This is a genomic window from Pseudoalteromonas issachenkonii (assembly GCF_002310795.1).
GTDB classification, from domain to species: domain Bacteria; phylum Pseudomonadota; class Gammaproteobacteria; order Enterobacterales; family Alteromonadaceae; genus Pseudoalteromonas; species Pseudoalteromonas tetraodonis.
In genome coordinates this window covers 569,267-595,528 of record NZ_CP011031.1, presented here as the reverse complement: position 1 = coordinate 595,528, position 26,262 = coordinate 569,267, and the positions used below count along the sequence as shown (strand labels likewise).

The window sequence follows — 26,262 nt, the reverse complement described above, 5'->3', positions numbered from 1 at the left end:
TAACCAAATAGTAGTGTATTTTTTAACATGCCGTAATCCATAAACTGGCAGCACCATGTCAATCAATTCTCAATTGATAATTTCAGCGTACACTTGTACACTAAACGTTAAATTGTAAGTGGTAGGATCTGTTATGTCTTTTGAAGCGCCCTATTCTAAAAAAGAAGAGCTATTAAATGTTGTTAGCCATGCTTTAGGTATTTTATTTGCTGCATTTGTAATTTGGGATTTATTTAAACAAGCTAACTCTGTAAAAGGTTACGCCAGCACAGTCGTTTATGGCAGCAGCTTATTTATTTTATTTTTGTCCTCTACACTTTATCACGCCAGTGTTCGTCCTAAATTAAGAGCGTTTTATAAAAAATGTGACCACTGTGCTATTTACATGCTTATTGCTGGCACATATACCCCTTTTTTATTACTCTCTTTATCTGGGATTTGGTCTTGGGCTACCTTGGTATTTATTTGGACAGTAGCTTTAGCCGGTGTTGCTTATAAACTGCTTGTTAAAAATGGCAATAAAAAAGTGTCACTCGCTACCTATTTATTAATGGGCTGGTTTGCACTGGCAATTATATACCCACTTTACTCAAACTTACCTATCAACGCACTATACTGGCTACTTACTGGCGGTTTATTTTATAGCGTGGGTACATTGTTTTACAGCGCTAAAAACACTCAATATAGCCACGCTATTTGGCATCTTTTTGTCATTGGCGGTTGTGTAAGTCATTATATTGCCATTACTCACTATGTGTATTAACTAAATACACATAGTGCCTTCCTAGCTAATCTCACAATGTAGCCTATTATTTTACTCAAGCTTTAGTAAATCACGGTGGTTATTTTAAAGTATAATTAAATCTCCCTAATGCTTTAGATGACTGTTTGCTATACTGTTTCAGGAACTTAAAACGCCATTGTTCTAAATGGACGCGGCTTAAACAACGCTAGGTGTTATTTACATTGTCACCATCTAATACTCGACCACAGATACTGAGCTTGTTTATAAAAGCAAGACTGGTGTTGATCACATTGTTAATCTCAACGCTTGCATCTGTGTATTCAATTTATCTACTCGATCAATACATTTATCAGCAAAAGCAAAACTCTATCAGAAAGGTGGCGGGTAGCTACGTTAACCATATTAGAAATAATCTTAACCAAGCACTTTCTGCAGCCTATCCTATTGCGGCATTAATTCGTACTCAAAATGGCGAGACTAAAGGCTTTGAAGAACTCGCTTCTGAAATGTTAAGTCTTTATCCTGGTCTTGACGCCTTACAACTTCATAAAAACGGTATTCTTACACACGTTGTTCCACTTAAGGGCAATGAAAGTGCTATCGGTAATAATGTTTTAGAGAACCCACTGCGAACGCAAGAGGCATTTTTAGCCAAAAAAACAGGTAAATTAACCCTTGCTGGCCCTTTTGAATTATTTCAAGGTGGTATGGGTGCAGCGGCTAGGCTGCCTGTGTATCTAGATACCTCACAGGGAAACCAGTTTTGGGGATTTGCCACTGCGCTTATTCGTTTTCCTGATATTCTTCAAAGCGTTAATTTAGCTCAACTGCCACAGGCAGGCATTGGTTATGAGCTTTCAAAAGTCATGCCCGATACAAATGATGTGCAAATCATTGCTACCTCAGACAACCAAATAACAAAAAACACGGTCGACTTTAACATACAAGTGCCAAACGGCGTTTGGGTATTTAAAGCCTACCCTATCAGGGGCTGGCAAGACAATAGTATGCTGTTACTTGGTATTGCTATTGCGGTTGTGTTTACTTTCTTAACTTCACTTTCATCTTATCTGATAACCCGATTAAGAGCGAGCCACCTAAAATTAGAAAAAAAAGTAGAGCAACGTACTCATGCATTACAAAATAACATTAAAGCATTAACTGATACCGAAAGACGACTTCTTTTAAGCCAAAAAGTGGGGGGAATTGCGACTTGGGAATGGGACATAAAAACCAATATAATCCGCTTTTCTGAACATGGTATAAGACTAATTACTGGCAATGTTAAACAATTAGAAATGACTAAAAATGAATACCTAGCCAGTATTCACCCAGATGATCGCGCCAATATAGTAAGCGATATAAATCAATGTATTGACGCGGCGAAAGAATATAATGTTGATCACCGTATTATTACTAAACGGGGTAACGTTCGTTGGTTTAATACTAAAGGGACTCTTGTTAGAGACAGCTCTGGCAGCGCAATTACCATGTTGGGTGTCTCGGTTGATATTACTGAACGTAAATTAATTGAAGAAAAACTGCATTTATCCTCTCGGGTTTTTAGAGATACCCATGAAGGGATTATTATTACAAATGCTGATAAAGTTATTGTTGATGTCAATCCTGCCTTTTGTCATATAACCGGTTATAGCCACGATGAAGTTATAGGCCGCAATCCATCATTTTTAAATTCGGGCAAACAAACAGAGTCATTTTATAAAAACATATGGAAACAGCTCAGCCTATATGGTCATTGGCAAGGTGAAGTGTGGAACTGTAAAAAAGACGGTGAACTTTATGCTGAGCTACTTAATATTTCAGTTTTAAAAGACGACAACAACGTTACTTTTTACTTAGGAATATTTACCGATATCACCCAAGCTAAACGCCAACAAGAGCAACTTAGCCGTATTGCACATTATGATTTATTAACTAACTTGCCAAACCGCGTATTGCTTGCCGATAGGCTCAGCCAAACCATGTTGCAATGCCGTCGCCATAACAATTCTCTGGCGGTGGTGTTTCTTGATTTAGATGGATTTAAGCATGTTAATGATTCTCATGGCCATGATATTGGCGATAAGTTATTAATTGCACTTTCAATCCGTTTAAAAGATGCACTTCGTGAAGGTGATAGCTTGGCCCGTATTGGTGGCGATGAATTCGTTGCTGTATTAACTAATTTAGGATCAGTTGCCGATTGCGTACCTGTACTTGAGAGGCTACTGGCTGCAGCAGCAAAACCTGTCACTGTTAACGATATTGTTTTGAATGTCTCTGCCAGTATTGGGGTAACAATATACCCAGATGATAATTTAGATGCTGAACAACTGATGCGCCATGCCGATCAAGCCATGTATATTGCCAAACAAATGGGCAAAAATCGTTATCATTTATTCGATACAAGTCAAGGAGATACAGTTAAAGCACAGCAAACCGGCATTACACTTATCCGTGAAGCCTTAGCTAATGATTGGTTTGTACTTTATTATCAACCAAAAGTAGATATGCGAACGGGTAGTATGATTGGCGTTGAGGCATTAATACGCTTGCAACACCCAGAGCGCGGGTTGCTTAGCCCTATTGAATTTTTACCTGTAATTGAAAACAATGCGCTAATGATAGACGTTGGCGAATGGGTTATTAACGCTGCATTATCTCAAATTAACCACTGGCAAATTTTAACACCTAGTTTAAACATAAAAGTGAGCGTTAATGTTGCCGCAGTTCAATTACAGCAGCCTGAATTTACAGCGCGGCTAACTGAATTACTATTGGCACATCCACAGGTCGATGCTAGAAACCTAGAGCTAGAAGTACTGGAAACCAGTGCGCTTAACGATGTAGCCCACGTATCTAAAACCATGCAAGATTGTAAAGCTTTGGGCGTTGAGTTTTCATTAGATGACTTTGGTACGGGTTACTCATCACTCACTTATTTGAGGCGTTTACCTGCAAGCCTAATAAAGATAGATCAAAGCTTTGTTAGGGATATGCTTGAAGACTCTAACGATTTAGCAATTGTAAAAGGCGTTATTGCACTGGCCAAATCGTTTAAACGAAGCGTTATAGCTGAAGGCGTAGAAACCCCGGAACATGCAGCAACACTAATGCTACTTGGCTGTTATTTAGCACAGGGCTATGGTATTGCTAAACCAATGAAAGCCGCAGATATTCCTATTTGGCTAGACGAATGGACCGCAGATGAAATTTGGGCTTTAACTGACTTACAAAAAATGGATTATTAATTTATTGCCAGCGGTGTTTTGCCATATTAATTCGTTGATTATTAAAAGTAACGCCCTCAGCAAGTAACTTTTCTCGTTGTATTTGATACTGCGCACAGCCCTGTGCAAACGCTATTTTACCTTGGCTGTTAACCACTCTATGCCATGGGATAGTAGAATCTTTAGGCATCTCTTTTAATAATCGACCAACTAGCCTTGCATTATTAGGATACCCTGCAAGCGCCGCTACTTGGCCATAACTGGCAACACACCCTGAGGGTATACTCGCAATAATAGTGTAAATAACCGTTTCTTTATTAACGTCCATTATTGTTTAAATACTCCTGACTGAGTAATTCAAATTGCTGCCAAATTTTACGGGCAACAGGACCATGGTGCATAGCATGTTGACGAAAAGCACGAATTTGCGCGCTAAACTGATGCTCTCTGTCTGTTACTATTATTTGCTGTAATGAGCCCGCGGTAATTTCTTTTTTACAGTGGCCTAAGCTCATCATTGCCCATCCTGCACCTGACAATAAAAACGACTTTAGGGTAGATATGTCATCTATTTTCATTACCGCAGCCCCTTTAGAATAAGACAACCTGTCGCTGTCTATGCTCAAGCCACTTTCAAACATCGCTAAACACGGGTAAAGTTGTAACTCATCGTAGGTAAGCTGCTTAGGTAAAATCCCTTTTGCGCCAACAATGCCTATATCTAGCTTGCCTATCGGTAAGCTTTCTAAATCGCCGGTGGCATGAAATAAATCAAACCATGGGCCAATCCCAAGCTCGGCTTGGCCGGTATTCACTTGCTCTAAAGATACAAACCGTTTACCACTGGTTAAACGAAATTCTGTACTAGAAAAATGCTTAAAAGTATTACTTATGATCTCGTTATAACTTTGCACATGACAAATTTGCTCATAGCAAACTCTATATTGCGCTTCATTCCCCAGCGCCAGCTCGGTTGCAAGCTGTGTAAGCTGCTCATTCGCGTTTAAAAGCTGTTTAGCTTCACGATGAAAAATACGTCCTTTTTCGGTAAGTTGTAATCGGTATTTAGAACGGTCGAGTAGATCAAAACCTAATTTCGCTTCTAAGTTTTTAATCGCCAGTGTCAATGCAGGCTGAGTTTTATGTAGCTTTAATGCAGCGCCACTTAAGCTCGCACTTTGCACAATAGCATCTAAAATTTGTAATTGATTAAGTTTCATAGTCAGCCCAGCACATTATAAGTAAAACTTATTGAGTTTCTAAAATTTAATGAATTTTATTTTATATGTTTGCAGCGTATGCTGCACTGACTTATTTAGCCTTTTTTTATCATGGAGATATCATGCCACTGTTTCGCTTATGTTTACTATCTGCGACATTACTAAGTTTAATAGGCTGCTCGGAGCCCGAGAAAATAGTTAAAGAAGAGCCGATTCGCCCTGTTAAATTATTTAGTATTGGTCATGATTCGCAAACAAACATACGCAGTTTTCCTGCGGAAGTCGTTGCAAACCAGGGCTCGTACCTGGCTTTTAGGGTCAATGGTGAGTTGGTTGAATTTCCTGTATTAGCCGGTGAGCAGGTAAAAAAAGGGCAACTATTGGCGAAATTAGACCCTGAAGATTTTCAATTACAATATAATGAGCGCAAAGCGCGCTATGAACTGGCTAAGTCGCAGCTAAAACGTATTAAACAACTATTTGATAAAAATATCACCAGTCAATCCGAGCTTGATCAAGCGGTTGCCAATGAACAAGTCGCTGAGTCAGCGTTTAAAATTGCAGAAACAAATTTAGAGTACAGTGAACTTCGTGCTCCTTTTGCTGGCATAGTAGCCAAAGTGTTTGTAAAAAACTTTGAAAGTATTCAAGCAAAACAAAATGTTTTGCGCTTAGAAACCCGTGATTTTATGGATGTAGCAATACAGGTTCCTGAAAAAATCGTGGCACGTATTCAAAAAGATACCCAATATCAACCTATGGTTGAATTTGATGGCTATCACGACAAGCAATACAAACTCACGCTTAAAGAATGGGATACCCAAGCCGATCCTGCAACACTCACCTATAAAGTGGTGTTTTCATTACCGGTGCCAGAAGATTTTAACTTACTTGCGGGTATGTCGGGACAAGTGATGATAGATTTGAGCAAAGTTACACGCTCACAAACCCCCTACACTATTTTACCTATTGAGTCGGTATTTTCAGATCCTAATAAAAGCCTAAGCGATAATGCCTATGTGTGGGTTTTTAATCAGCAAACTGGCACTGTGCATAAACAAGCAGTACAAGTGGGCCAATTGCATCACGACACTATTGAAGTTCTTAGCGGCGTAAAAGAAGGCCAACAAATTGTCTCTGCTGGTGTTCACTCTTTACAAGAGGGCATGTCTGTTCGCCCTTGGAATAAAGAGCGAGGCTTATAATTATGGGCTTTGCGCAACTATCTATTGAGAAAAAGGTCATTAGCTGGATGTTTACGCTGTTGCTGTTAATTGGCGGCAGTGTGTCTTATTTTGATTTAGGCCAGCTGGAAGACCCTGAATTCACTTTAAAAAAAGCCATGGTGATCACTTTATACCCGGGCGCCTCTCCACAGCAAGTAGAAGAAGAAGTCACATTTCCGATTGAAAATGCCATTCAACAGCTCCCTTATGTTGATTATGTCACCTCTATTTCATCCAATGGTAAATCACAAATTACCGTAGAAATGAAAAGCACCTATCGTAAACAAGAGCTTAGACAAATATGGGATGAAATGCGTCGTAAAATTAACGACCTTAGCCCGTCGCTGCCAAGTGGTGTTTACCCCAGTAATGTGATTGATGATTTTGCCGATGTTTACGGCGTTATGTTTGCCGTCACGGGCGATGGCTACTCGTATGATGAATTAAAAGACTATGTTGATTATTTAAAACGAGAACTTGTTTTAGTCAAAGGAGTGAGCAAAGTTACAATTGCGGGCCAACAGCAGCCACAAGTAATGGTTGAGGTATCGACGCAAAAGCTTGCCCAACTTGGTATTGCGCCTAGTCATATTTATGATTTACTGCAATCACAAAACACCGTATCTAACGCTGGACGTATTCGCGTGGGTGATGAGTCTATTCGCTTGCACCCTACTGGTGAATTTAAAGATGTAAAAGAACTTGAAACCTTATTAATTTCAAAATCAGGTGCCAGCGAACTCATTTATCTAGGCGATGTTGCAAAGGTTTACCGTGAATATGCTGAAGTACCGACCAATGTGATTCATTACAATCAACAACAGGCTCTGCTTATTGGTGTGTCGTTTATGTCTGGGGTTAATGTTGTTGATGTGGGTAAACACATAGATGAGCACTTAGCATCTCTTGAGTATCAACGCCCGCATGGTATTGATATTAGCTCAGTGTATAACCAACCTAAAGAAGTAGAGCAGTCGGTAGATGGCTTTATTGTTAGTTTAATAGAGGCCATTGCAATAGTTATTGTAGTACTACTTATTTTTATGGGCTTTAAAAGTGGGGTTTTAATCGGCGGTATATTATTACTGACCGTATTAGGCACCTTTATATTTATGAAGCTGTTTGCGATTGACTTACAACGTATATCATTAGGTGCGCTAATTATTGCACTAGGTATGCTGGTCGATAATGCCATTGTTGTAACCGAAGGTATTCTCATCAACCTCAAGCGCGGACAAACAAAGCTTAAAGCGGCAGTTAATATTGTCGATCAAACTAAGTGGCCACTACTTGGCGCAACAGTTATTGCCATAACCGCTTTCGCACCGATTGGTTTAAGCTCAGATGCCAGTGGTGAATTTGCTGGTAGCTTATTTTGGGTGCTGTTTATTTCTCTGCTCTTGAGCTGGATCACCGCAATTACACTCACGCCGTTTTTTGCCCACTTGATGTTTAAAGAAACCGAATTTAAACACGAACATAATCAAGAGCATGAAGACCCTTACCAAGGCATCATATTCAATGGTTATAAAGCGATATTAAATTTAGCTATGCGCTTTAGAAAAACAACCTTAGTCCTTATGGTTGCCCTTTTATGCAGCGCTGTAGTGGGGTTTGGTGCAGTAAAGCAATCATTTTTTCCAGCCTCGAATACCCCGATGTTTTATGTCGATTACTGGCAAGATCAAGGCGCTGATATTCGCGCAACCCTTGAGGGCATTAAGCAGCTAGAAGCTTATTTACAAAAGAATGAACTGGTCACAGAAATCACCAGTACGGTTGGCCAAGGTGCGCCGCGTTTTATGCTGACCTACGCGCCTGAAAAATCCTACCCTGCTTATGGGCAGTTAATTATTCGTGTCACCAACCGTGAAGCCGTCGCAAAAGTCATGCAAAAAGTGCGCGATTACGCAAAGCAACATCCACTGTCTGCAGAGTTAAAAGTAAAACCAATGGAGATTGGCCCCTCAACTGATGCCAAAATAGAAGCGCGGTTCTCAGGCCCCGATCCGGTTGTTTTAAGACAGCTTTCATCACAGGCTAAAGAGATCATCGCCAAAGACGACGGTGCCTTTAACATTCGAGATGATTGGCGTGCACGCACTAAAATGATTCGTCCGCAATTTAATGAACAAAAAGCGCGCCGTTTAGGGATCACCAAATTTGATCTTGACCAAGTTCTGTTAACGAGCCTGTCGGGTAAGCAAGTGGGTGTGTATCGTGATGGTACGCAATTATTGCCTATTATTGCCCGTTCACCGGCAAGCGAGCGTTTAAATGTAGACAGTGTTCACGATTTACAAATTTATAGCCCTGTTTTACGCGTGTTTGTGCCGGTTACCCAAGTGGTTGATGAATTTATTGTTGAGTGGGAAGACAGCTTAATTATGCGTCGCGATCGTAAACGAACCATTACTGTGATGGCAGATCATGATGTTTTGGGTGATGAAACGCCTGCAAAATTATTTGCTCGGGTTCGCGCTGAGGTTGAAGCAATTGATTTACCCCGTGGCTATGAAATGCAATGGGGCGGCGAGTTCGAATCATCAAGCAAAGCGAAAAAGGCTATTTTTGGCTCGTTACCACTGGGCTATTTAGCAATGTTTGCAGTAACAGTATTACTGTTTAACTCAGTGAAAAAACCTTTGGTTATTTGGGCAACTGTACCGCTGGCTATTATTGGTGTTAGTGCAGGCTTATTAGTGATGAATGCGCCGTTTAGCTTTATGGCGCTACTGGGCTTATTAAGCTTAAGCGGCATGCTAATTAAAAACGGCATTGTACTGGTTGATCAAATAAACTTAGAACTGAGTGAAGGTAAATCGCCATATCAAGCAGTGTTTGACTCAGGCGTAAGCCGTGTGCGCCCTGTAGCCATGGCCGCTATCACGACAATACTTGGCATGATCCCATTACTATTCGATGTATTTTTTCAGTCGATGGCGGTCACCATTATGTTTGGCTTAGGGTTTGCCACCATACTGACGCTAATTGTAGTGCCGGTTTTATACACTGTGGTATTTAGGATTGATTACCCTAAACAGTAGGCTAACAAAAAACGCAGCTAAGGCTGCGTTTTTATTTGCTTTTTTACACAAGCTTAATTACTTTTTTAAGCTTAACGTGCCACTGCTGCGGGTTTTGTTTCCTGTGGCAGTATTTGCTTTGTGAGTATTTGATTTACCCACATAAGTAGTAGAGCGTTTTTGATAAGGCGTATTTCGACTACTTTTTTTAGCTTGCTTTTGTTGCTCGTCATTATTTTCACGACGTAGTTTCCCGCCCTGAAAATCACGCTTATGAGCAGATTTAGCGCCACTATTTTTAGCTTGTTCAGTGTAATTGCGCTGTTCAGTATCATCATAAAGTGAGTGTTCTTGCGTTTTACCTGAATCAGCAATTGAGTCGTTAATGACCGCCATTTCAGCGTCGCTTAAATGTCGCCACTGCCCTACTTTTAAGCCTTTGAGAGTTACGTTCATAATACGCACACGTTTTAGTGTAACCACTTCGTAACCTAAGTATTCACACATACGGCGAATTTGACGGTTTAAACCTTGGGTTAAAATAATGCTAAATTGCTGCGCACCAGTCTGAGTAACTTTACACTTTTTAGTCACGGTATCTAAAATAGGAATACCGTTCGCCATTTTATTTACAAACTGACGATTAAGTGGTTTGTCTACAGTAACCACATATTCTTTTTCGTGGTTATTGCCAGCTCGTAAGATTTTATTAACGATATCGCCTTCATTGGTTAAAAAAATCAGCCCTTCTGAGGGTCTGTCTAAACGACCAATCGGAAATATACGTTCAGGATAATTAACGGCTTTAACTATATTACTTTGAATTTTACGCTCTGTGGTACAGGTAATGCCCACAGGTTTATTATAAGCAATATACACACGTTTAGGTGGTGCTTTTAATGGTTTACCATCAACCAAAACTACATCTGATTGGGCAACTTTAACACCCATTTCTGGTAATTCGCCATTAACGGTAACACGACCTTGCTCAATATATTTATCGGCTTCGCGGCGAGAGCAAAACCCGGTTTCACTAATAAATTTATTTAAACGCTTCAAGTCTGTCATCAGGCAAATCTTCTTAAATATAAAGGCGCATAGTTTAAACTACTCAAGCTATTTTTTCGCGGTTAATTTTCGCTAATTTACGCCATAGGTATTCAAGCGGGCCTTGCTTAAAATACCGGCAATAAATAGCTGTAAATATAAGCTGTACAATCACTAAGCTAATAGCGACGAGCCAATAATCGAGTCGGTTAAATTTGAGCGTCCACTGCGGAAAAAACACTTTAAACAATAATAACTGCATAATGGTTTGGCTTATGTATAAAGTAAACGCTAAGCGTCCAACTTGTTGGATAAGCCCCCCTATGTGGGCGCTGTTGTCACAAAGTTTAACGATTAAATGAATATAAAGCAGTGCAACACATAAGGCAGCAAGTTCATTAACAGGCTCTTGTAAGGCATAACCAATACCTTGATTGTATGGCACTAACATTAACCTTAAGCTAATAAATAACGCACTTAATAGAATAAGCTTAATAAGCAGCGCCTTACTAAGCCCTTTACTAAACACACCGTATTTGTAAGCCAAAATACCAATTAGCATAAACCCAGCACTAGCCCACAATAATAAAATAGGCACAGCCAACAACATATAGGCGCTCATTGCTATATTTTGGCTAAAGTGAGCACCGATGCTTTGGTAGTAACTAGTGTATATTTCGTAGTACTCGGGGGAATCTCTGTATAATGGCGCCTCATTAAGTCCTAACATAAATATGGCAATAGTCATTAAAGAAATAAAAGTAAAAAGCGCAGCTTTGTTTTTAAGCTCTTCATTCGTGTAATCTAAATAGCGCAATATAAATAAACCTGACACCCCATATAAAAACAAAATGTCGCCCGCCCACAATAAAAAACCATGTATTAAGCCAAACACAATTAGCCAATGTAATCGTTTTTTTAGTGGCTCAGTGCATTGGTATCGCTGATACTGAATATAAAGACCCGCACCAAACAGTAAAGTGAATAAAGTGCGAAACCGCCCTTCAACAAATATAAGGCTTAGTATGTTTAGAAACTGATCACTAGGTGGTGGTGTTGTGAGTGGCGTATAATTAAGCTCGAAAATAGCGAAGGAAAAACAGTTAATAAATACCAGACCAAGTACGGCTATGCCCCTTATAAAGTCCATATTATAATTGCGCAAAGCATGAATTCCCTAAATATTATCTTTATAGCTATCGGCCCATTGTACCGCTTGTTTGTATAATTTTGGTAAAAAAGCACTGTCTAAATTAATCAGTAATACTGCATTCTCAAGCGCCCACCAGCTTCCTGTTTCGTAGGCTTTTACTGTTTCAAGGATATAATATAAGTTATTTTTTTCACCAGTTAACGCTGCTTTTATATCTTCCGGGAATGGAAGTTTATCAACCAGCAAGTCCATTGGCTTGTCTAAAATAGCATCGAGCAGTGAAAAAAGCCCCGTTAAAAATGCTTCACCTTGAACCTGCTTAGCAACTTTAGCGGCTATTAATTCACAAAACCGTGCGCGAATAACGCACATCTGCATGAGCTCTATAGGCTTAGAGCGTGCTGTATGGGCAGTGACAATTAAACTAACAAACTTTTTTAAACGTGCTTGGCCGAGGTAAACTAACGCTTGTTTTAACGACGAAATTTGGCTTTGTAGCGGAAACACACCGCTATTTAATAAACGCAGTAACTTGTAGGCCAATGCCGCATCAAGCTCAAATAAACCGGTGATCACTTTAACATCAGGATCTGGCTTCATTACTTCTGAGTAAATAGCGATCACTAGGCCGTAATTATAGTGAATATCTTTTTGTTCTATCATCACTGGGCGCGCAAAATAATAACCTTGAAAATAATCAAAGCCCATTTTACGGGCCAATTTATATTCTTCATCGGTTTCTATTTTTTCGGCTAGTAGTTTAATATTTTTGTACTTTTTAAGCTTATTAACCACCAGCGGAATTTCAGCAAGTGGAGTAAGGCGAATATCAAATTTAATTAAGTTGACCAGCTTTAAAAAGCGCTCCCACTGCGGCGTATAAACAAAATCATCCAGGGCTAATTTGTAGTTACTGTGAAATAGCTTGCGACATAGCTCGTAGGTATCGTCGGTGGGCTCTATGGTTTCAAGTAATTCAATGACAACATCTTTACAAGGTAAAAAATCACACAAATCAAGTTTTAACGACTCAGGGCCAATATTGATCAATGCTTTTTTACCCGAGGTAATGTGACGAGTACCTAGGTTAAGCTGGTTTTCCATGATAAGCCTCGCCGTTGCTTGACCATCAGATACACCAGGAAAGCAATTTTCAGGACTATCGCGAAATAGCAGTTCATAAGCAACTACATTTTGATTCCGATTTAGTATTGCTTGCCTTGCCACAAATACAGACACATTACCTACTTTATATTATTTCCACCAGACTAAGTAATTAAAGCGTAAATAAGAACGGATGTCACTGAACTTTATAAAATTTTTTAATATAAGTATGTTATATAATCAGTTACCACACTATCCCAACTAAATCGTGCATCAGCAGCTCGCCTTTTTATTGCTTGCCATTGTTTAGGGTTTGTTTGATATAGGCTAAGTGCCTCAGTTAAACTCTGCAAGAGTGCATCAGCTTGTGTACTTAGCGTATCGCCGTTAAAACAAAATCCACTGACATTATGCTCTACGGTATCTTTTAAACCTCCGACACTGTGCACTAAGCAAGGTTGGCCGGCTCGCATTGCGAGCATCTGGCTAATCCCACAGGGCTCAAAAGAACTCGGCATTAAAAATAAATCACCTAATTGATACATTAAATCGCCAACATCTTGCCCATAGCCTTTTAAAAACAAAAAGTTGTTATTACGTGCCATGGCGCAGGTAAAAAGGTGTTCAAGTTTACTATCGCCTGAGCCCAGCACAAGTAAACGCCCCTTAAATTGATTAATGATCTGACACACTGAATCAATAGTCAGGTCTTTGCTTTGTTGCTGGCAAAGTAACAATACTTTTTGCTCAGTGAGCCGCCCTACACTTGTTACAAGTGGCCCTTGCTTATCACACGCCATAAATTGTAAAACACGCTGATGGGCGATGTAGTGGCTGCTGTGTAATTGCGCGCTTTTTGCCATCCAACTAAACAAAGTCGATTCTATTTGCTCTAATAGCTGACTATAGGTTGCTTCATGTTCGTCTTGAATTGCGTAATCACAGCCGTTGAGTATGCCAATTAATTTGCCTTGCTCAGCCGCTTGTTGTAAATCTCGTTCAAGTCCTTCGCCACCAAAGAATCCGTGGGCGTCATTACTTGCTATTTGCACTTCTTGGCTATAACTCGGTGAAACCACATGTACTTTGTCGGCTAAATTAATGGCACTGCGCATAGGGTTAAAGCAATGCGGATAACGAGGGTCACATAATCGTTGCCCGTCGTAACTTAACGAGGGAAACCATGCTTCTAAGCTTGAATCATCCCCTTTAAAAGGACGAATTCCCTGCAAAGCTAAATTGTGCACCGTATATACCAAGCGCAGCTTAGCAAGCTTGCCATAACGAGGATTAAATTTAAGTAACACGGCCACACAGGCACTGTGCCAATCATGCAAATGTAAAGTGTTGGGTTGTGTTAATAGGCCCTGTATCAGGGCTTCACAAATAGCGGCATTAAACAGTGCAAACTTGGTTGCATCGGTAGCAAATGGTCTATTATCGTTGTCGTTACAATACACACTCAATGATTGACTAAAAAGAGGATGACTTATAACTATTTGCCTCACCCCTTTTTGATTCTGTGTAATTTCAAACAAAGATAAAACGTGTGTCTCTGACTTAAATGCCACACTCACTTCACCAATAAAACAGCGCTCACCTAGTTCAAAACCATAATCAGGAATAACCACATCTACCGTCAGCCCCTGCGCCACTAACGCCTTTGGTACATCACGAATAACATCAGCAACACCACCAACTTTGGCATTAGGTAACGCATCATTCTCTGCAGCAACCATTAATACATGCATTAATTTACTCTTATAGTTTGCTGCAAGGCTTTCGCCTTGCTCTTTTAATTATTATTTATTAACGATGTGACTTATTGTCTAACTTCATCAGCATATCGCGGGTGACCAATACAATCCCTTTTTTTGATACCCGAAATCCATTGGCTTCATCGGTTTTACGATCAAAACCAATCTCTAATCCAGGTGGGATCTCACAGCTTCTATCTATAATTGCTCGCTTAATTTTACACCCTCGATTTACAATAGCACCGGGTAAAATGACCGACTCCTCAATGGTACAATATGAACGAATATGTACATTAGAAAATAATAATGATTTTCTCACTAAAGAGCCGGAAACAATACACCCACCCGACACCGTTGAGTCAACCGCCATCCCTCGGCGATCATCATCATCAAAAATAAATTTGGCAGGAGGAAGTTGCTCTTGGTAAGTCCAAATTGGCCAAGTAGGATCGTACAAATCCAGTTGAGGCTCTGGCATAACCAGTTCCATATTTGCTTCCCAAAACGAATCTAGAGTTCCCACATCGCGCCAATAGGGTTGTCCTACCTGTGCGGGATCTCTAAACGGGTAGGCAAACACATTATGCTCTTCAATAATAGCCGGAATTATATCATGGCCAAAATCACGCCCTGAGCCCTCTGTTTGCGCATCTTTTTGTAGCTGCTCAAATAAAAACTCAGTATTAAATACATAATTTCCCATTGATGCTAAACAGGTGCCTGGTTTACCAGGCACTGAGCTGGGCTCGGCAGGTTTTTCGTCAAACCGACGTACACGACTTTCTTCATCAACCGTCATCACACCAAAGGTACCCGCAGCTTCTTCAACCGGTACTTCTAAACAGCATACCGTCATGTCGGCGCCATTTTCTACATGCTTTGCCAACAGCCCGCCATAATCCATACGATACACATGGTCGCCAGATAAAATCATTACATATTTAGGTAACTCATGGCGAATAATATCCATATTTTGAAATACCGCATCGGCAGTACCGCAATACCATTCATCACCATGGCGCTGTGACGCAGGTAATATTTCAACTGACTCACCTAATTCCTTTTTAAAATGCCCCCACGCTCGATTTACATGGCGAATCAGTGAGTGTGATTTATATTGCGTTGCAATTCCGACACGTCTTACACCTGAGTTAATGCAATTTGATAGTGGAAAATCAATAATACGATGTTTACCACCAAAATAAACGGCGGGTTTAGCACGCCAGTCGGTTAGCTCATGCAAGCGAGAACCGCGACCTCCGGCAAGAATTAAAGCGTAGGTTTCTCTTGTTAAATTACTTATATAACGATTTGCATAACTGGGCATATTACTCTCTCCGTTTAGTGTCAGCTGTTAGTGTCAGTGTTTGTTTTTACTGTTTGGTGTGTGGTATCTAGTGGAGTTAAATGCCATATATCATCACAATATTGACTAATTGTTCTGTCACTAGAAAATGAGCCACTGGCGGCAGTATTTAAAATACTCATTTGAGTCCAGTAGGTTTGATCTGCATAGGCTTTATCAACATCACGTTGCGCAGCTATATAGCTGGCAAAGTCATGGGCGGTTAACCAAGGATCGTTGTTACTTTTAATACCATTAATCACATCGTCAAATAAGCCAGGTTCAAATAGATTGAAATGGCCACTTTCGAGTAAGTGCATCACACTATTCAAATCAGGGTTATTCGCAATTATTTCACTGGGGTTATAATGTGCTTTTATGTCGTCAATCTGCTCAGCTTGTGCGCCAAATAAGAAGAAGTTCTCAGCCCCAACAGCGTCACGTATTTCGATATTAGCGCCATCTAGGGTGCCTATTGTTAGCGCGCCATTCATCATAAACTTCATGTTGCCGGTACCTGAGGCCTCTTTGCCTGCGGTTGATACTTGCTCCGATAAGTCCGTTGCAGGGCAAATGGTTTCCATGGCGGTGACATTATAATTAGGTAAAAACGCGACTCTTAGAAAAGCAGATACCTGTGGGTCTTTATTGATCACCTCAGCAACATTATTAATGAGTTTAATGATTTTTTTAGCCATCATGTAACCCGGTGCTGCTTTACCACCTAATAAAACGCAACGAGGCACCATGCCTTGTGTGTCGCCACGGCGTATGCGGTCATATAAATGAATAACGTGTAAAATGTTAAGTAACTGGCGCTTATATTCGTGAATACGTTTTACCTGCACATCAAATAGCATATTGATATCAAACTCTACGCCACATCTTTGTTTTACTAAATCAACGAAGCGTTGTTTGTTTTGCTGTTTTGCTTGATGCCACTTTATATGAAACTGCGGGTCATCGTAGTAACGACGTAATTGGCCAATTTGTGCAAAATCACCTATCCAGTCTTTGCCTATTTTTTCGCTAATGATCTGGCTTAAACTCGGATTGCAGTATGCAAGCCAGCGCCGTGGAGTAACACCATTGGTTTTGTTGTTAAATTTATCAGGCCATAGCGCGTAAAAATCTTTAAACAAACCCGCGGTTAATAACTGCGTATGTAGCGCTGCCACACCATTGACAGAGTAACTGCCGACAATGGCTAAAAAGGCCATACGTATTTGCGGCTCGCCCCCTTCTTCAATTAATGATAAATCCCGTTGTTTTTGCACATCACCTGGCCAATGCATGGCCACCTCGGCTAAAAAGCGGGCATTAATTTCATAAATAATCTCTAAAATACGCGGTAATAATTTAGCAAATAACGATACCGACCACTTCTCTAATGCCTCTGGTAGTAAGGTATGATTTGTGTAAGCCATGGTTTTGGTGGTGATATTCCATGCCTGATCCCAATCCAGTTCATGGTCATCAACTAAAATTCGCATCAGCTCGGCAACCGCAATACTTGGGTGGGTATCGTTAAGCTGAAACACATGATGCTGAGCAAATTCAGTAAAATCATTACCGTATTGTTCAATCCATTGTGTAAGTACATCTTGAATACTTGCCGATGATAAAAAGTATTGTTGACGTAATCTCAGCTCTTTACCATTTTCACTGCTGTCGTTAGGGTACAACACCATGGTTATTTGCTCAGCGAGATTTTTTTGTGCTACTGCTTCAGAATAACTTCCGGCATTAAATTCTGTTAAATTAAATTCGTCCGTTGCTTCAGACTTCCAAAGTCTAAGGGTATTAACAATATTATTTTTATAGCCCGGAATAGGTACATCATAAGGCACTGCTAATACATCTTGAGAACTGATCCATTGGCGATGCTCACGGCCAAATTTATCGGTGTAGCTTTGTACATAACCAGAAAACTTAACCCGTTTAGCTTGCTCCGGTGCGCTTAATTCCCAAGGATGACCTTCTCGTAACCAGTTATCTGGTTGCTCAACCTGATTACCCTCTTTTATTGACTGATTAAACATGCCATATTCATAACGAATACCGTAACCGACTACTGGCAGCGCTAAACTGGCACAGCTATCTAAAAAACAGGCCGCTAGTCGCCCTAAGCCGCCATTGCCTAAACCGGCATCATGCTCAGCTTGTTCAACACTTTCAAGCTCAGTACAGTAAGCTTGCAGTGCCTTTGTAACTTGTGATTCTAAATCTAGATTTAATACTGCATTACCCAGCGCTCTGCCCATTAAAAACTCTAACGATAAATAGGCTGTTTTACGGCGTTTTTGTTGTTTTATTTGTTGATTGGTTTCCCTGCAGCGTGCCACTAACCGGTCTCTGATCGTCAGTGCTAATGCATGATACAAATACAGCTGTGACTCGCCCACCACATCACGCCCTAAGGTGTAATAAAAGTGTCGTGTTAAATCATCACTTAAAGTACTTTCGTCTATCACTGGGCCTGCTTGCCAGCCTTTTACTACACACACTTGCTCGTCTTGCTTAGTCATAATCATCGCCTTCTAAATTGGCACTAAAAACCCAACTACTTTGTGCTGAAATATTTACGGTTGCATCTTCTTGAATAACAGATGATGCGTTATTTACACTTGATAATACTAACGTCCATGGCGCGATAATGGGCGATTGTGGTAATTGGCAGACCACAGGCTGTTTACTAGCATTAAGAATAATTAATAACGCATGCTTATTTTGCTTATCAAGTAAGCTATACATTAAAAATTGCCGTGTATCTTCATGCCAATGTGTTTCATCCATTTTTTTACCTTGCTCGGTAAACCACTTAACGGTGAAGCGCTCATCAATATCATCCAAAAACACACTGTGTTTAAATGCACTGTGACCACGCCTGATTTTTAGCGCATCATCAATAAACTGAATCAATGAATGATTCAGTTGTGAGTCTTTCCAGGCAAGCCAGCTGGTGCGATTATTTTGACAATAAGCGTTATTATTACCGCCTTGCGAGTGCGCCATCTCACTGCCAGCGGCTATCATTGGCACGCCTTTGGAGAGTAATAAGGTGAGTAGAAAGTTTTTTTGTTGTTGTAAGCGCAAACTCATTACTTCTGGGTCGCTGGTAAATCCCTCAACCCCGCAGTTAAACGAATAATTAGCGCTATGGCCATCCTGGTTGTTTTCACCATTGGCCTGGTTATGTTTTTGCTCATAACTGACTAAGTCGGCTAACGTAAACCCATCATGGCTGGTAATAAAGTTAATGCTATTTAGCGGGCCTCGGTTACTGTGTTCAAAAATATCAAACGAGCCATGTAAACGCTTTGCGACATCACTAATAATGCCTTTTTCACTTTGCCAAAAGCGTTTAATCACATCACGATATTGATCGTTCCACTCTCGCCAAGGTGAAGGAAATGCACCAAGCTGATAACCACCAGGACCTATATCCCACGGCTCACTGATCAGTTTAACTTTATTTAACACAGGATCTTGGGCAATTGCTTGTAAAAAGGTGTGAGACGCACTAAAGCCCGTATTTGAACGCGCTAAAATGGTGGCTAAATCAAACCGAAAGCCATCAACGCCCATAACTTCAACCCAGTAACGTAAGCTGTCGAGTACCAATTGTAAGGTTTTAGGGTGATCGATATTTAACGTATTGCCACACCCTGTATCATTAATATAAACATTGGGTTGCCCGTCAATGGTGCGATAATATGTCAAGTTGTCGAGCCCTCGCAGAGATAAAATAGGGCCATCATTTCCTCCCTCTGCGGTGTGGTTGTATACCACATCCAAAATAACTTCAATATTGGCGCGGTGTAACTCGCTCACCATTTGTTTAAATTCGTTTATATCGTCATTAACCAAATAGTCTTTATGAGGAGTAAAAAAATTAAGACTATTATAGCCCCAATAATTTTGCAGTCCTTTAGCGGTTAAAAACTGTTCGCTTATAAAAGCATGCACAGGCAAAAGCTCAATAGCTGTTACCCCTAAACTTTTTAAATGATCAATAAAACTGGGATGACTCAAACCTAAAAATGTCCCTTGTAGCGCTTTGGGAATATCAGGATGGCGACAGGTGGCACCTTTAACATGGCACTCATAAATAACGGTATTGGCCCAACTATGCTGTGGCTTATTATTTGAATAAGCAACCGGCGCAGTCACTTTTGATTTAGGCATATCTATCGCATTATTAACCACGCTTTTAGTGCCAATGGGCATTTGCCCGTAATGACGTTCGCTCCAAGTAAATTCGTTAAACAAGTCTTTTGCATACGGATCAATCAGTAATTTATGCTCATTAAATAACATGCCTTTTTCTGGGATGTATTCGCCATCAACCCTAAAGCCATACAATGCGCCTGTGCTTAATGGGGCTATATGAATGCTCCATACGCCGCCTTCATTAATATTCATGGCTATTTTTAATATTTCTGTATGACCACTTTTATCAAATAAGCACACAAAAGCTTGGCTTGCATTAGGGGCATACAAGGCAAAGTTGACGCCTTGGTTTTGTACACTCGAACCCAGTGGCAAAGGCGCACCCTGAGTAACCTCAAAGCAATTACTCATCATTCACCTTTTCTAAGTAAAGTGTGGTTAAGCCACCAATATTAACTGTAATACTGTGATCAAACCCATGACTTGGCTGAACGACTGAATGGATAAGCTGGTTTTTATCCTCTGTGACACGATAACCTGAGCCAAAAAAGCAAACTTCATCGGTATTTAATACCACTTTATATGTGCCCTTCGCTGGCACACCTAAGGTGTAGTGTTGATAAGCCGTTGGTGTAAAGTTAGCGACAATAACCATAAACTGGTCAGCATTTTTAGCATAACGAATAAAGCTAAACATACTCTGCTGGCTGTTATTATTATCTATCCATGAAAAGCCCGTTGCACAGCTATCGAGCTCATATAAAGATGGATGCGCTTGATACACTTGATTAAGACGTTTAACCGTATGCTGAATCCCTTGATGGCTTTGATGCTCAAGCAAGTGCCAGTCTAGTGAATGGTCATGATCCCACTCTTTACGCTGTGCTATTTCGGCGCCCATAAACAGTAATTTTTTGCCTGGATGTGCCCACATAAACGCATAATAAGCACGTAAGTTTGCAAACTGCTGCCAATCGTCACCGGGCATTTTGTTTAGTAGTGATCCCTTGCCATGCACCACTTCATCATGACTGAGCGGTAAAATATAATTTTCACTAAATGCATACACCATAGAAAATGTCATTTTATGATGGTGATATTTTCTAAATAACGGATCTTGCTGCATATAATCTAAGCTGTCATTCATCCAGCCCATATTCCATTTATAACCAAAACCTAAGCCATTGTGTTCAACACTTTGCGTGACCCCAGGCCAAGCCGTTGACTCCTCGGCAACCATCATAATGCCGGGGTTATTTTTATAACTGCGTAAGTTCACTTGTTTTAGGCACTCTATTGCCCCTAAGTTTTCTCGACCGCCATAACAATTAGCTACCCACTGTCCTTCTTTACGACTGTAATCAAGGTAAAGCATTGACGCCACCGCATCTACACGCAGTCCGTCTATGCCAAATTGGCTAAGCCAATACATCGCATTAGAAATTAAAAAGCTTTTTACTTCAGGGCGGTCATAATTATAAATATAAGTGTTCCAATCAGGATGAAACCCTTGGCGCATATCAGCGTGTTCGTATAAATGGGTGCCATCAAAGCAATGTAAGCCATGTGGGTCGCTTGGAAAGTGCCCAGGAACCCAATCAAGTAATATGCCTATGTTAGCTTTATGACATTGCTCAACTAAGTATTTAAAGCTGTTGTAATCACCAAAGCGGCTCGTAGGTGCAAACAGCCCTACTGGCTGATAACCCCAAGAGCCATCAAAAGGGTATTCACTGATCGGCATAAGTTGTAAATGCGTGAACCCCATTTCAATCACGTAGCCTACAAGCTTATCTGCAAGCTCGGTGTAGCTTAAGTAACGGTTATGCTCAGCGCGTTGCCAAGAGCCTAAGTGCACTTCATAAATACTAATAGCGGCATCAATATGATTACGCTTTTGGCGATTTATAATCGCTTGTTCACTTAGCAAAATAGGCGCTGGTTTGTACTGTAATATACTGGCAGTGCCCGGTGCTTGCTGCATTTTAAATGCAAAAGGATCGGCTTTATCTAAAACTTCGCCACTGAGCGTAGTAATAGCAAATTTGTAGCACATGTCTGCACTTAAACCCGGGATAAATAATTCCCATACCCCACTTGCCGGATGAAATCGCATAAAATGGCGATTCGCTTGCCAAAAATTAAACTCACCAATAACCGATACACTGGCGGCATTAGGCGCCCACACACAAAAACGAACACCATCTACCCCTTGTTGTGTAGTAAATTGCGCACCTAGGTGAGTATAAGCATGCTCAAGGCTACCTTCGTTAAACAAGTACATAGCCTGTTCATCCAATGTACTGCTGAAGCTGTATTCATCATAAAATGTAACATCGCTATTTTCATAACTAACCTGGCATTGGTAAACACTGCTAGGCATGCTTGATAACTCAGCGATAAATAAATCACTGTGTTTATAGCGTAACGTGCTAATAACTTGACCATCAATTAACAGTTCGACGCGTAATGCCGCTGGCAAATAGACGCGTATTTCAGTGCCACTTTGGGTGTTGTGCGCGCCTAAAAAACTAAACGGGTCTTTAAATCGCCCTGCAGTTAATGCGTTTACCTGTGCGTCATAATCAACTAATTGCGTTGATACCCTATTTTTAGTACTGCCCATTTACGCATTCCTTATTGAATGTATTGCAGCCAAAAGAGCAGCATTATCTTTAAAAATATCGTCGCATGTATGTGTGAGTACCCGTCGCCAATTAGGATACTCTTTATCGGTGCCAGGAATATTGACTGGGTAGTGTTGCTTGTCTAAATCATCAAGCTGTAATGCAAATAAACGAGACGGCGATTTAGCTAAACATACAGCCAAAGCGCTATAAACATCAAAAGCATCCGTGTTAAGTGAAAAGGAAGTGTTTTGTGGATTTAAAAAGCGTAATAACCGGTGTTGCTCTTGCTCTCGCTGCTGAACTAACTGCTGATACTCATCAGTATCAATCAGCCCATACTGCTGTTTAATTTTTAAATCGCTATGCTGCCACCAGCCCACAAATGGCGGTACATCATGATTGGCTATCATTAGCAGGCATTGATCGCTAAGGTCATCGCTATTTACAAATTCATCATTTTGTTGTTTTTCAAAATAAAATAAGCTGTTTGAGAAAATGCCACTATCAACCAGTGCCTCTTTTACCTCAGGTGGTACAACCCCTAAATCTTCGCCTATTACTATGGCCTGATTAAGATGAGATTCAATTTTTAAAATTGCTAATAAATGCTCAAATGGGTAGTACACATAACAGCCATCTTGGGTATTATTGTTTATGAAACACCACCACAAACGCCTAATCGCCATTACATGGTCGATTCGTAACCCGCCTACTGCATCCATATTAGCGCGTATGAGTGAACGATAAAACTGATAGTTATTGTCAGCAAGGCGCTGCGGGTTTATTGCTGGTAGCCCCCAATTTTGGCCGTTAGGTGCCCAAGGATCTGGTGGTGCACCAAGGGTTGCATCTTGACTAAATAATCCCTGCTGATATTTAAATTCAGTGCCCTCATTAGCACAGCCCACCGCTAAATCATTAATTAAACCAATCGCCATCCCTTGGGCAATACAATGCTGTTGGCATTGCGTAAGTTGGCTGTGTGCTTGCCATTGGAGGTAATATTCAAATGTGGGCTCTGTAGTTTCTAACATAGCCAGCACATCATTGTACTGTTTACAAAACGCACTAAATTCGTTTTGCCGTGCTTGACTGCCCTGTTGTTGAAAATGCTTAAAAAGCAGCTTAAAAGCAGCATATTTACACTCAGTAACCGTTTTATAATCAATAAAGGCTACATCTTGGTCGCTGTATTTACTTGAGGTATAAGCAGATAACAACTCAGTTAAATCCGGATTGTTAAAGCTGTCTGGCGATAAATTAATTGCGATATATAGCGGATTGAGTAAGGCACGATTGTTTGGGTTGTAGGGGCTGGCGCACTCAGGGTTATCTGCAAACAATAAGTGCAATGGGTTAAGTAAAATATAGTCCATATTTTGCTTTGCACATAAGGTTGCCAACTCAAGTAAATCACTAAAATCACCAATCCCGAGTCCGGCTTTATTTTTTAATGTATATAACTGAATTGATAAGCCAAAGCGTTTTTTATCCGCTATTTGGTAGGCTTGTTCAGGGGTCGACCAAATTTGTGTTTTCGCTGATTGCTCACCCATCGTTAATAACGCATCATAATAGCCGGTTGGTAAATGCGTCAGTGGTAGCGCTATTTCTATATAACGACACCCATTTACAAAGTACTCACCTAATGCTGCATACTGAGCAATGTGTTCAAATTGCAGCTTTATATTTAATGCTGCCACAGTTAATGTAATTTTGTGATGCGTATCAGCTTCATTAACACGCACCTTTAGCACATTACTAGCCTGATCTATTATGCTAACAGCAGGTGCGAGTGTTAACCATGTAGCCGCATCCAATTGATAATTTAACTGGGTTATTTGCGCCGTATCACGTGTGTCAACGCCACAGCAGTGCAAAGCAGATTTACGTGTGTCTTCGCTAAATATAACGTGTTCACCCGTATACTTAGTGTATTCGTAACCAATACCATGCAAATAAAACAATTGCGATAGTGCGTCCATTCAGCGACCTTAATTAATGCGTTGTGTATTTACTATACTATTTTCTGTACCAAAATTATTAGCAATATACCCATCAGCCTGATGATCGTTATCCCACTGTTTACCATTTATTAAATAGCGAAAATGAAACTCTTTATCAACGGGAAGACGTTGCTTGCATTTAAATACGCCAAGCTTTTTGTTGTGCTTCATTGGCACCGGCTGCCAATCATTAAATTCTCCAAGTAAACAGACATCATCTGCATCTGGGTGAGAAAATTCAAAGGTTACTTCTGCTTCATTTTTTGTTTTAAAAAAGCGTTTATTCAACATAATAGGCTCCAACTAAACCATAAGGGTTATTCATCTTTGCCACAGGCCAAACAGCTTAAAAAGGCGATGTGGAATCCATTCATTCACATAAAAACAGCTTTAAAGTTAATCAAAACTTTATTTACGCATTATTACAGTGCGTTATTTATTTTACCGCACTGGTTTGGTGCAATTTTAACCATTAAAACTGATTTTTAAGTAAGCACTGCAACTGAGCAACTTTTAAACCAACTACACCATAACAGCTAATTAATTTGCTTTTGTCCTTATACACATACTTATTAATTTTTATTACTACATTAAAACTATAAAAACCTTTAGCTTAACAACATCATCAGCGATAATAACTATCTACTCAGCCAACCCGATGAACACTTAAATACAATGTTGAAAAAAAGCATCCTTATTACTTCTGTTATCGTCTTTAGCATCATTACGGCTGTTGTAGGCAGTTCAATTTATACACTATATAGTAAAAAGGTGGTCTCTGTAGACCCAAAACTAAAAGAAATATCAGGCATTGAGTTTGATAAACATAAACGGCTTTGGGCTATTAACGACAGTGGCGACGAGCCTAAGCTTTATAGGCTCAATGACGATGGTTCAATTGCAAAAGAAGTACTCGTCACGAATGCAAAAAATATAGATTGGGAAGATATGACGCAAAATAAGTTTGGTCATTTCTTTTTAGGCGACTTTGGTAATAATAAAAATGATCGTAAATGGCTAACAATTTATAAAATAGAAAACCCTATAGATATAAAAACCAATACAACAGAAGCTGAAATTATAAAGTTTACCTACCCAGAATTAGATGGCAGCCCAATACAACCTGATCAACGTAATTATGACTTAGAAGCGTTTGTGGCTTTTGGTCGACATTTATACTTGTTTACTAAAAATCGCACAGAGCCATTCGATGGAATTACTAACGTTTACAAAGTAGGTGACCATGCAGCGAATTTTGATGCCCAGCTGATAGATTCATTTAAAACGTGCACCACCATGGAAAAGCTTTGCTGGATCACATCCGCAGCACTTAGCCCAGATAGAAAAAAGCTCGCGCTATTAGATTCAACCAGTATTTGGCTGTTTGAAAACTTTAAAGGCGATAAGTTTTTCTCTGGCGATGTATTTAAAATTGACTTAGGTATTGTAACCCAAAAAGAGGCAATCACCTTTTATGATGACAATACAATCGCCTTTACCGATGAGGAGTTTAAAGGCATTGGCGGCAATGTTTATTTTATAAAGCTCGACCAAGTAACCAAAGTGAAAGTGCAGCGAAGCCATCCTCAGCCGCAGTAGT

Annotated in this window: 17 protein-coding genes; 5 read left to right on the top strand and 12 right to left on the bottom strand. The window is 40.2% G+C overall.

Annotation, left to right across the window (positions count from 1 at the left end; translation table 11 throughout):
- Positions 1 to 133: 133 nt before the first annotated feature.
- Complete coding sequence (trhA, locus tag PISS_RS18250) at positions 134 to 763, top strand: PAQR family membrane homeostasis protein TrhA (RefSeq protein ID WP_036954828.1); 630 nt, start codon at positions 134 to 136, stop codon at positions 761 to 763.
- Positions 764 to 966: 203 nt separating this feature from the next.
- Positions 967 to 3,996: a bifunctional diguanylate cyclase/phosphodiesterase gene (locus PISS_RS18245; RefSeq protein WP_232311365.1), complete on the top strand. Its 3,030-nt coding sequence runs from the start codon at positions 967 to 969 to the stop codon at positions 3,994 to 3,996.
- A gap of 1 nt (position 3,997) precedes the next feature.
- On the opposite strand, the gene PISS_RS18240 is transcribed toward PISS_RS18245, so the two are convergent.
- Positions 3,998 to 4,303 carry an MGMT family protein gene (locus PISS_RS18240; RefSeq protein ID WP_058156002.1) on the bottom strand — a complete coding sequence of 102 codons (306 nt, stop codon included), beginning with the start codon at positions 4,301 to 4,303 and terminating at the stop codon, positions 3,998 to 4,000.
- A complete protein-coding gene (locus PISS_RS18235; protein ID WP_013463247.1) occupies positions 4,293 to 5,195 on the bottom strand; it encodes a LysR family transcriptional regulator in 903 nt (300 codons plus the stop codon). Before PISS_RS18235 ends, PISS_RS18240 begins: the two co-directional genes overlap by 11 nt.
- A 122-nt stretch (positions 5,196 to 5,317) precedes the next feature.
- On the opposite strand from PISS_RS18235, the gene PISS_RS18230 reads away from it, so the two are divergent.
- Positions 5,318 to 6,400, top strand: coding sequence for an efflux RND transporter periplasmic adaptor subunit (locus tag PISS_RS18230; RefSeq protein WP_013463246.1), 1,083 nt, complete (start codon positions 5,318 to 5,320; stop codon positions 6,398 to 6,400).
- A 2-nt stretch (positions 6,401 to 6,402) separates the two neighbouring features.
- Positions 6,403 to 9,468 carry an efflux RND transporter permease subunit gene (locus PISS_RS18225; RefSeq protein ID WP_058156000.1) on the top strand — a complete coding sequence of 1,022 codons (3,066 nt, stop codon included), beginning with the start codon at positions 6,403 to 6,405 and terminating at the stop codon, positions 9,466 to 9,468.
- A gap of 57 nt (positions 9,469 to 9,525) precedes the next feature.
- Here the strand turns inward: PISS_RS18225 and rluF are convergent, their stop codons facing one another.
- From rluF to PISS_RS18175, 10 genes are all read right to left on the bottom strand, one after another.
- Positions 9,526 to 10,515, bottom strand: coding sequence for a 23S rRNA pseudouridine(2604) synthase RluF (gene rluF / locus PISS_RS18220; RefSeq protein WP_024600878.1), 990 nt, complete (start codon positions 10,513 to 10,515; stop codon positions 9,526 to 9,528).
- A gap of 43 nt (positions 10,516 to 10,558) precedes the next feature.
- Positions 10,559 to 11,644, bottom strand: a complete 1,086-nt coding sequence (locus PISS_RS18215) for a DUF418 domain-containing protein (protein WP_024600879.1) — start codon at positions 11,642 to 11,644, stop codon at positions 10,559 to 10,561.
- A 27-nt stretch (positions 11,645 to 11,671) separates the two neighbouring features.
- Positions 11,672 to 12,886: an EAL and HDOD domain-containing protein gene (locus tag PISS_RS18210; RefSeq protein ID WP_024600880.1), complete on the bottom strand. Its 1,215-nt coding sequence runs from the start codon at positions 12,884 to 12,886 to the stop codon at positions 11,672 to 11,674.
- Between the two features lie 83 nt (positions 12,887 to 12,969).
- The gene (locus tag PISS_RS18205; protein ID WP_058155997.1) at positions 12,970 to 14,502 is read right to left on the bottom strand and encodes a glycogen synthase; all 1,533 of its coding nucleotides are present in this window, start codon (positions 14,500 to 14,502) and stop codon (positions 12,970 to 12,972) included.
- Positions 14,503 to 14,560: 58 nt separating this feature from the next.
- Positions 14,561 to 15,835, bottom strand: coding sequence for a glucose-1-phosphate adenylyltransferase (glgC, locus tag PISS_RS18200; protein ID WP_013463240.1), 1,275 nt, complete (start codon positions 15,833 to 15,835; stop codon positions 14,561 to 14,563).
- A 20-nt stretch (positions 15,836 to 15,855) separates the two neighbouring features.
- A complete protein-coding gene (locus tag PISS_RS18195) occupies positions 15,856 to 18,381 on the bottom strand; it encodes a glycogen/starch/alpha-glucan phosphorylase (RefSeq protein ID WP_036954834.1) in 2,526 nt (841 codons plus the stop codon).
- A complete protein-coding gene (gene glgX, locus PISS_RS18190) occupies positions 18,374 to 20,437 on the bottom strand; it encodes a glycogen debranching protein GlgX (RefSeq protein WP_058155996.1) in 2,064 nt (687 codons plus the stop codon). Before glgX ends, PISS_RS18195 begins: the two co-directional genes overlap by 8 nt.
- Positions 20,430 to 22,652: a 1,4-alpha-glucan branching protein GlgB gene (gene glgB / locus PISS_RS18185; RefSeq protein ID WP_058155994.1), complete on the bottom strand. Its 2,223-nt coding sequence runs from the start codon at positions 22,650 to 22,652 to the stop codon at positions 20,430 to 20,432. Before glgB ends, glgX begins: the two co-directional genes overlap by 8 nt.
- Positions 22,653 to 24,641 carry a 4-alpha-glucanotransferase gene (malQ, locus tag PISS_RS18180; RefSeq protein WP_058155992.1) on the bottom strand — a complete coding sequence of 663 codons (1,989 nt, stop codon included), beginning with the start codon at positions 24,639 to 24,641 and terminating at the stop codon, positions 22,653 to 22,655.
- A gap of 9 nt (positions 24,642 to 24,650) precedes the next feature.
- Positions 24,651 to 24,953: an isoamylase early set domain-containing protein gene (locus PISS_RS18175; RefSeq protein WP_013463235.1), complete on the bottom strand. Its 303-nt coding sequence runs from the start codon at positions 24,951 to 24,953 to the stop codon at positions 24,651 to 24,653.
- Between the two features lie 384 nt (positions 24,954 to 25,337).
- Here PISS_RS18175 and PISS_RS18170 point away from each other — a divergent pair, with 384 nt between their 5' ends.
- A complete protein-coding gene (locus tag PISS_RS18170; protein WP_058155990.1) occupies positions 25,338 to 26,261 on the top strand; it encodes a hypothetical protein in 924 nt (307 codons plus the stop codon).
- Position 26,262: the final 1 nt, after the last annotated feature.

What these genes read in the sequence shown, in the direction of transcription:
- glgC (WP_013463240.1), bottom strand. Translation starts at nt 15,835, where the DNA reads ATGCCCAGTTATGCAAATCGTTATATAAGTAATTTAACAAGAGAAACC.
- PISS_RS18205 (WP_058155997.1), bottom strand. Translation starts at nt 14,502, where the DNA reads ATGCATGTATTAATGGTTGCTGCAGAGAATGATGCGTTACCTAATGCC.
- PISS_RS18225 (WP_058156000.1), top strand. Translation starts at nt 6,403, where the DNA reads ATGGGCTTTGCGCAACTATCTATTGAGAAAAAGGTCATTAGCTGGATG.
- PISS_RS18230 (WP_013463246.1), top strand. Translation starts at nt 5,318, where the DNA reads ATGCCACTGTTTCGCTTATGTTTACTATCTGCGACATTACTAAGTTTA.
- rluF (WP_024600878.1), bottom strand. Translation starts at nt 10,515, where the DNA reads ATGACAGACTTGAAGCGTTTAAATAAATTTATTAGTGAAACCGGGTTT.
- trhA (WP_036954828.1), top strand. Translation starts at nt 134, where the DNA reads ATGTCTTTTGAAGCGCCCTATTCTAAAAAAGAAGAGCTATTAAATGTT.
- PISS_RS18175 (WP_013463235.1), bottom strand. Translation starts at nt 24,953, where the DNA reads ATGTTGAATAAACGCTTTTTTAAAACAAAAAATGAAGCAGAAGTAACC.
- PISS_RS18235 (WP_013463247.1), bottom strand. Translation starts at nt 5,195, where the DNA reads ATGAAACTTAATCAATTACAAATTTTAGATGCTATTGTGCAAAGTGCG.
- malQ (WP_058155992.1), bottom strand. Translation starts at nt 24,641, where the DNA reads ATGGACGCACTATCGCAATTGTTTTATTTGCATGGTATTGGTTACGAA.
- PISS_RS18240 (WP_058156002.1), bottom strand. Translation starts at nt 4,303, where the DNA reads ATGGACGTTAATAAAGAAACGGTTATTTACACTATTATTGCGAGTATA.
- glgB (WP_058155994.1), bottom strand. Translation starts at nt 22,652, where the DNA reads ATGGGCAGTACTAAAAATAGGGTATCAACGCAATTAGTTGATTATGAC.
- PISS_RS18170 (WP_058155990.1), top strand. Translation starts at nt 25,338, where the DNA reads ATGTTGAAAAAAAGCATCCTTATTACTTCTGTTATCGTCTTTAGCATC.
- PISS_RS18195 (WP_036954834.1), bottom strand. Translation starts at nt 18,381, where the DNA reads ATGACTAAGCAAGACGAGCAAGTGTGTGTAGTAAAAGGCTGGCAAGCA.
- PISS_RS18215 (WP_024600879.1), bottom strand. Translation starts at nt 11,644, where the DNA reads ATGGACTTTATAAGGGGCATAGCCGTACTTGGTCTGGTATTTATTAAC.
- glgX (WP_058155996.1), bottom strand. Translation starts at nt 20,437, where the DNA reads ATGAGTAATTGCTTTGAGGTTACTCAGGGTGCGCCTTTGCCACTGGGT.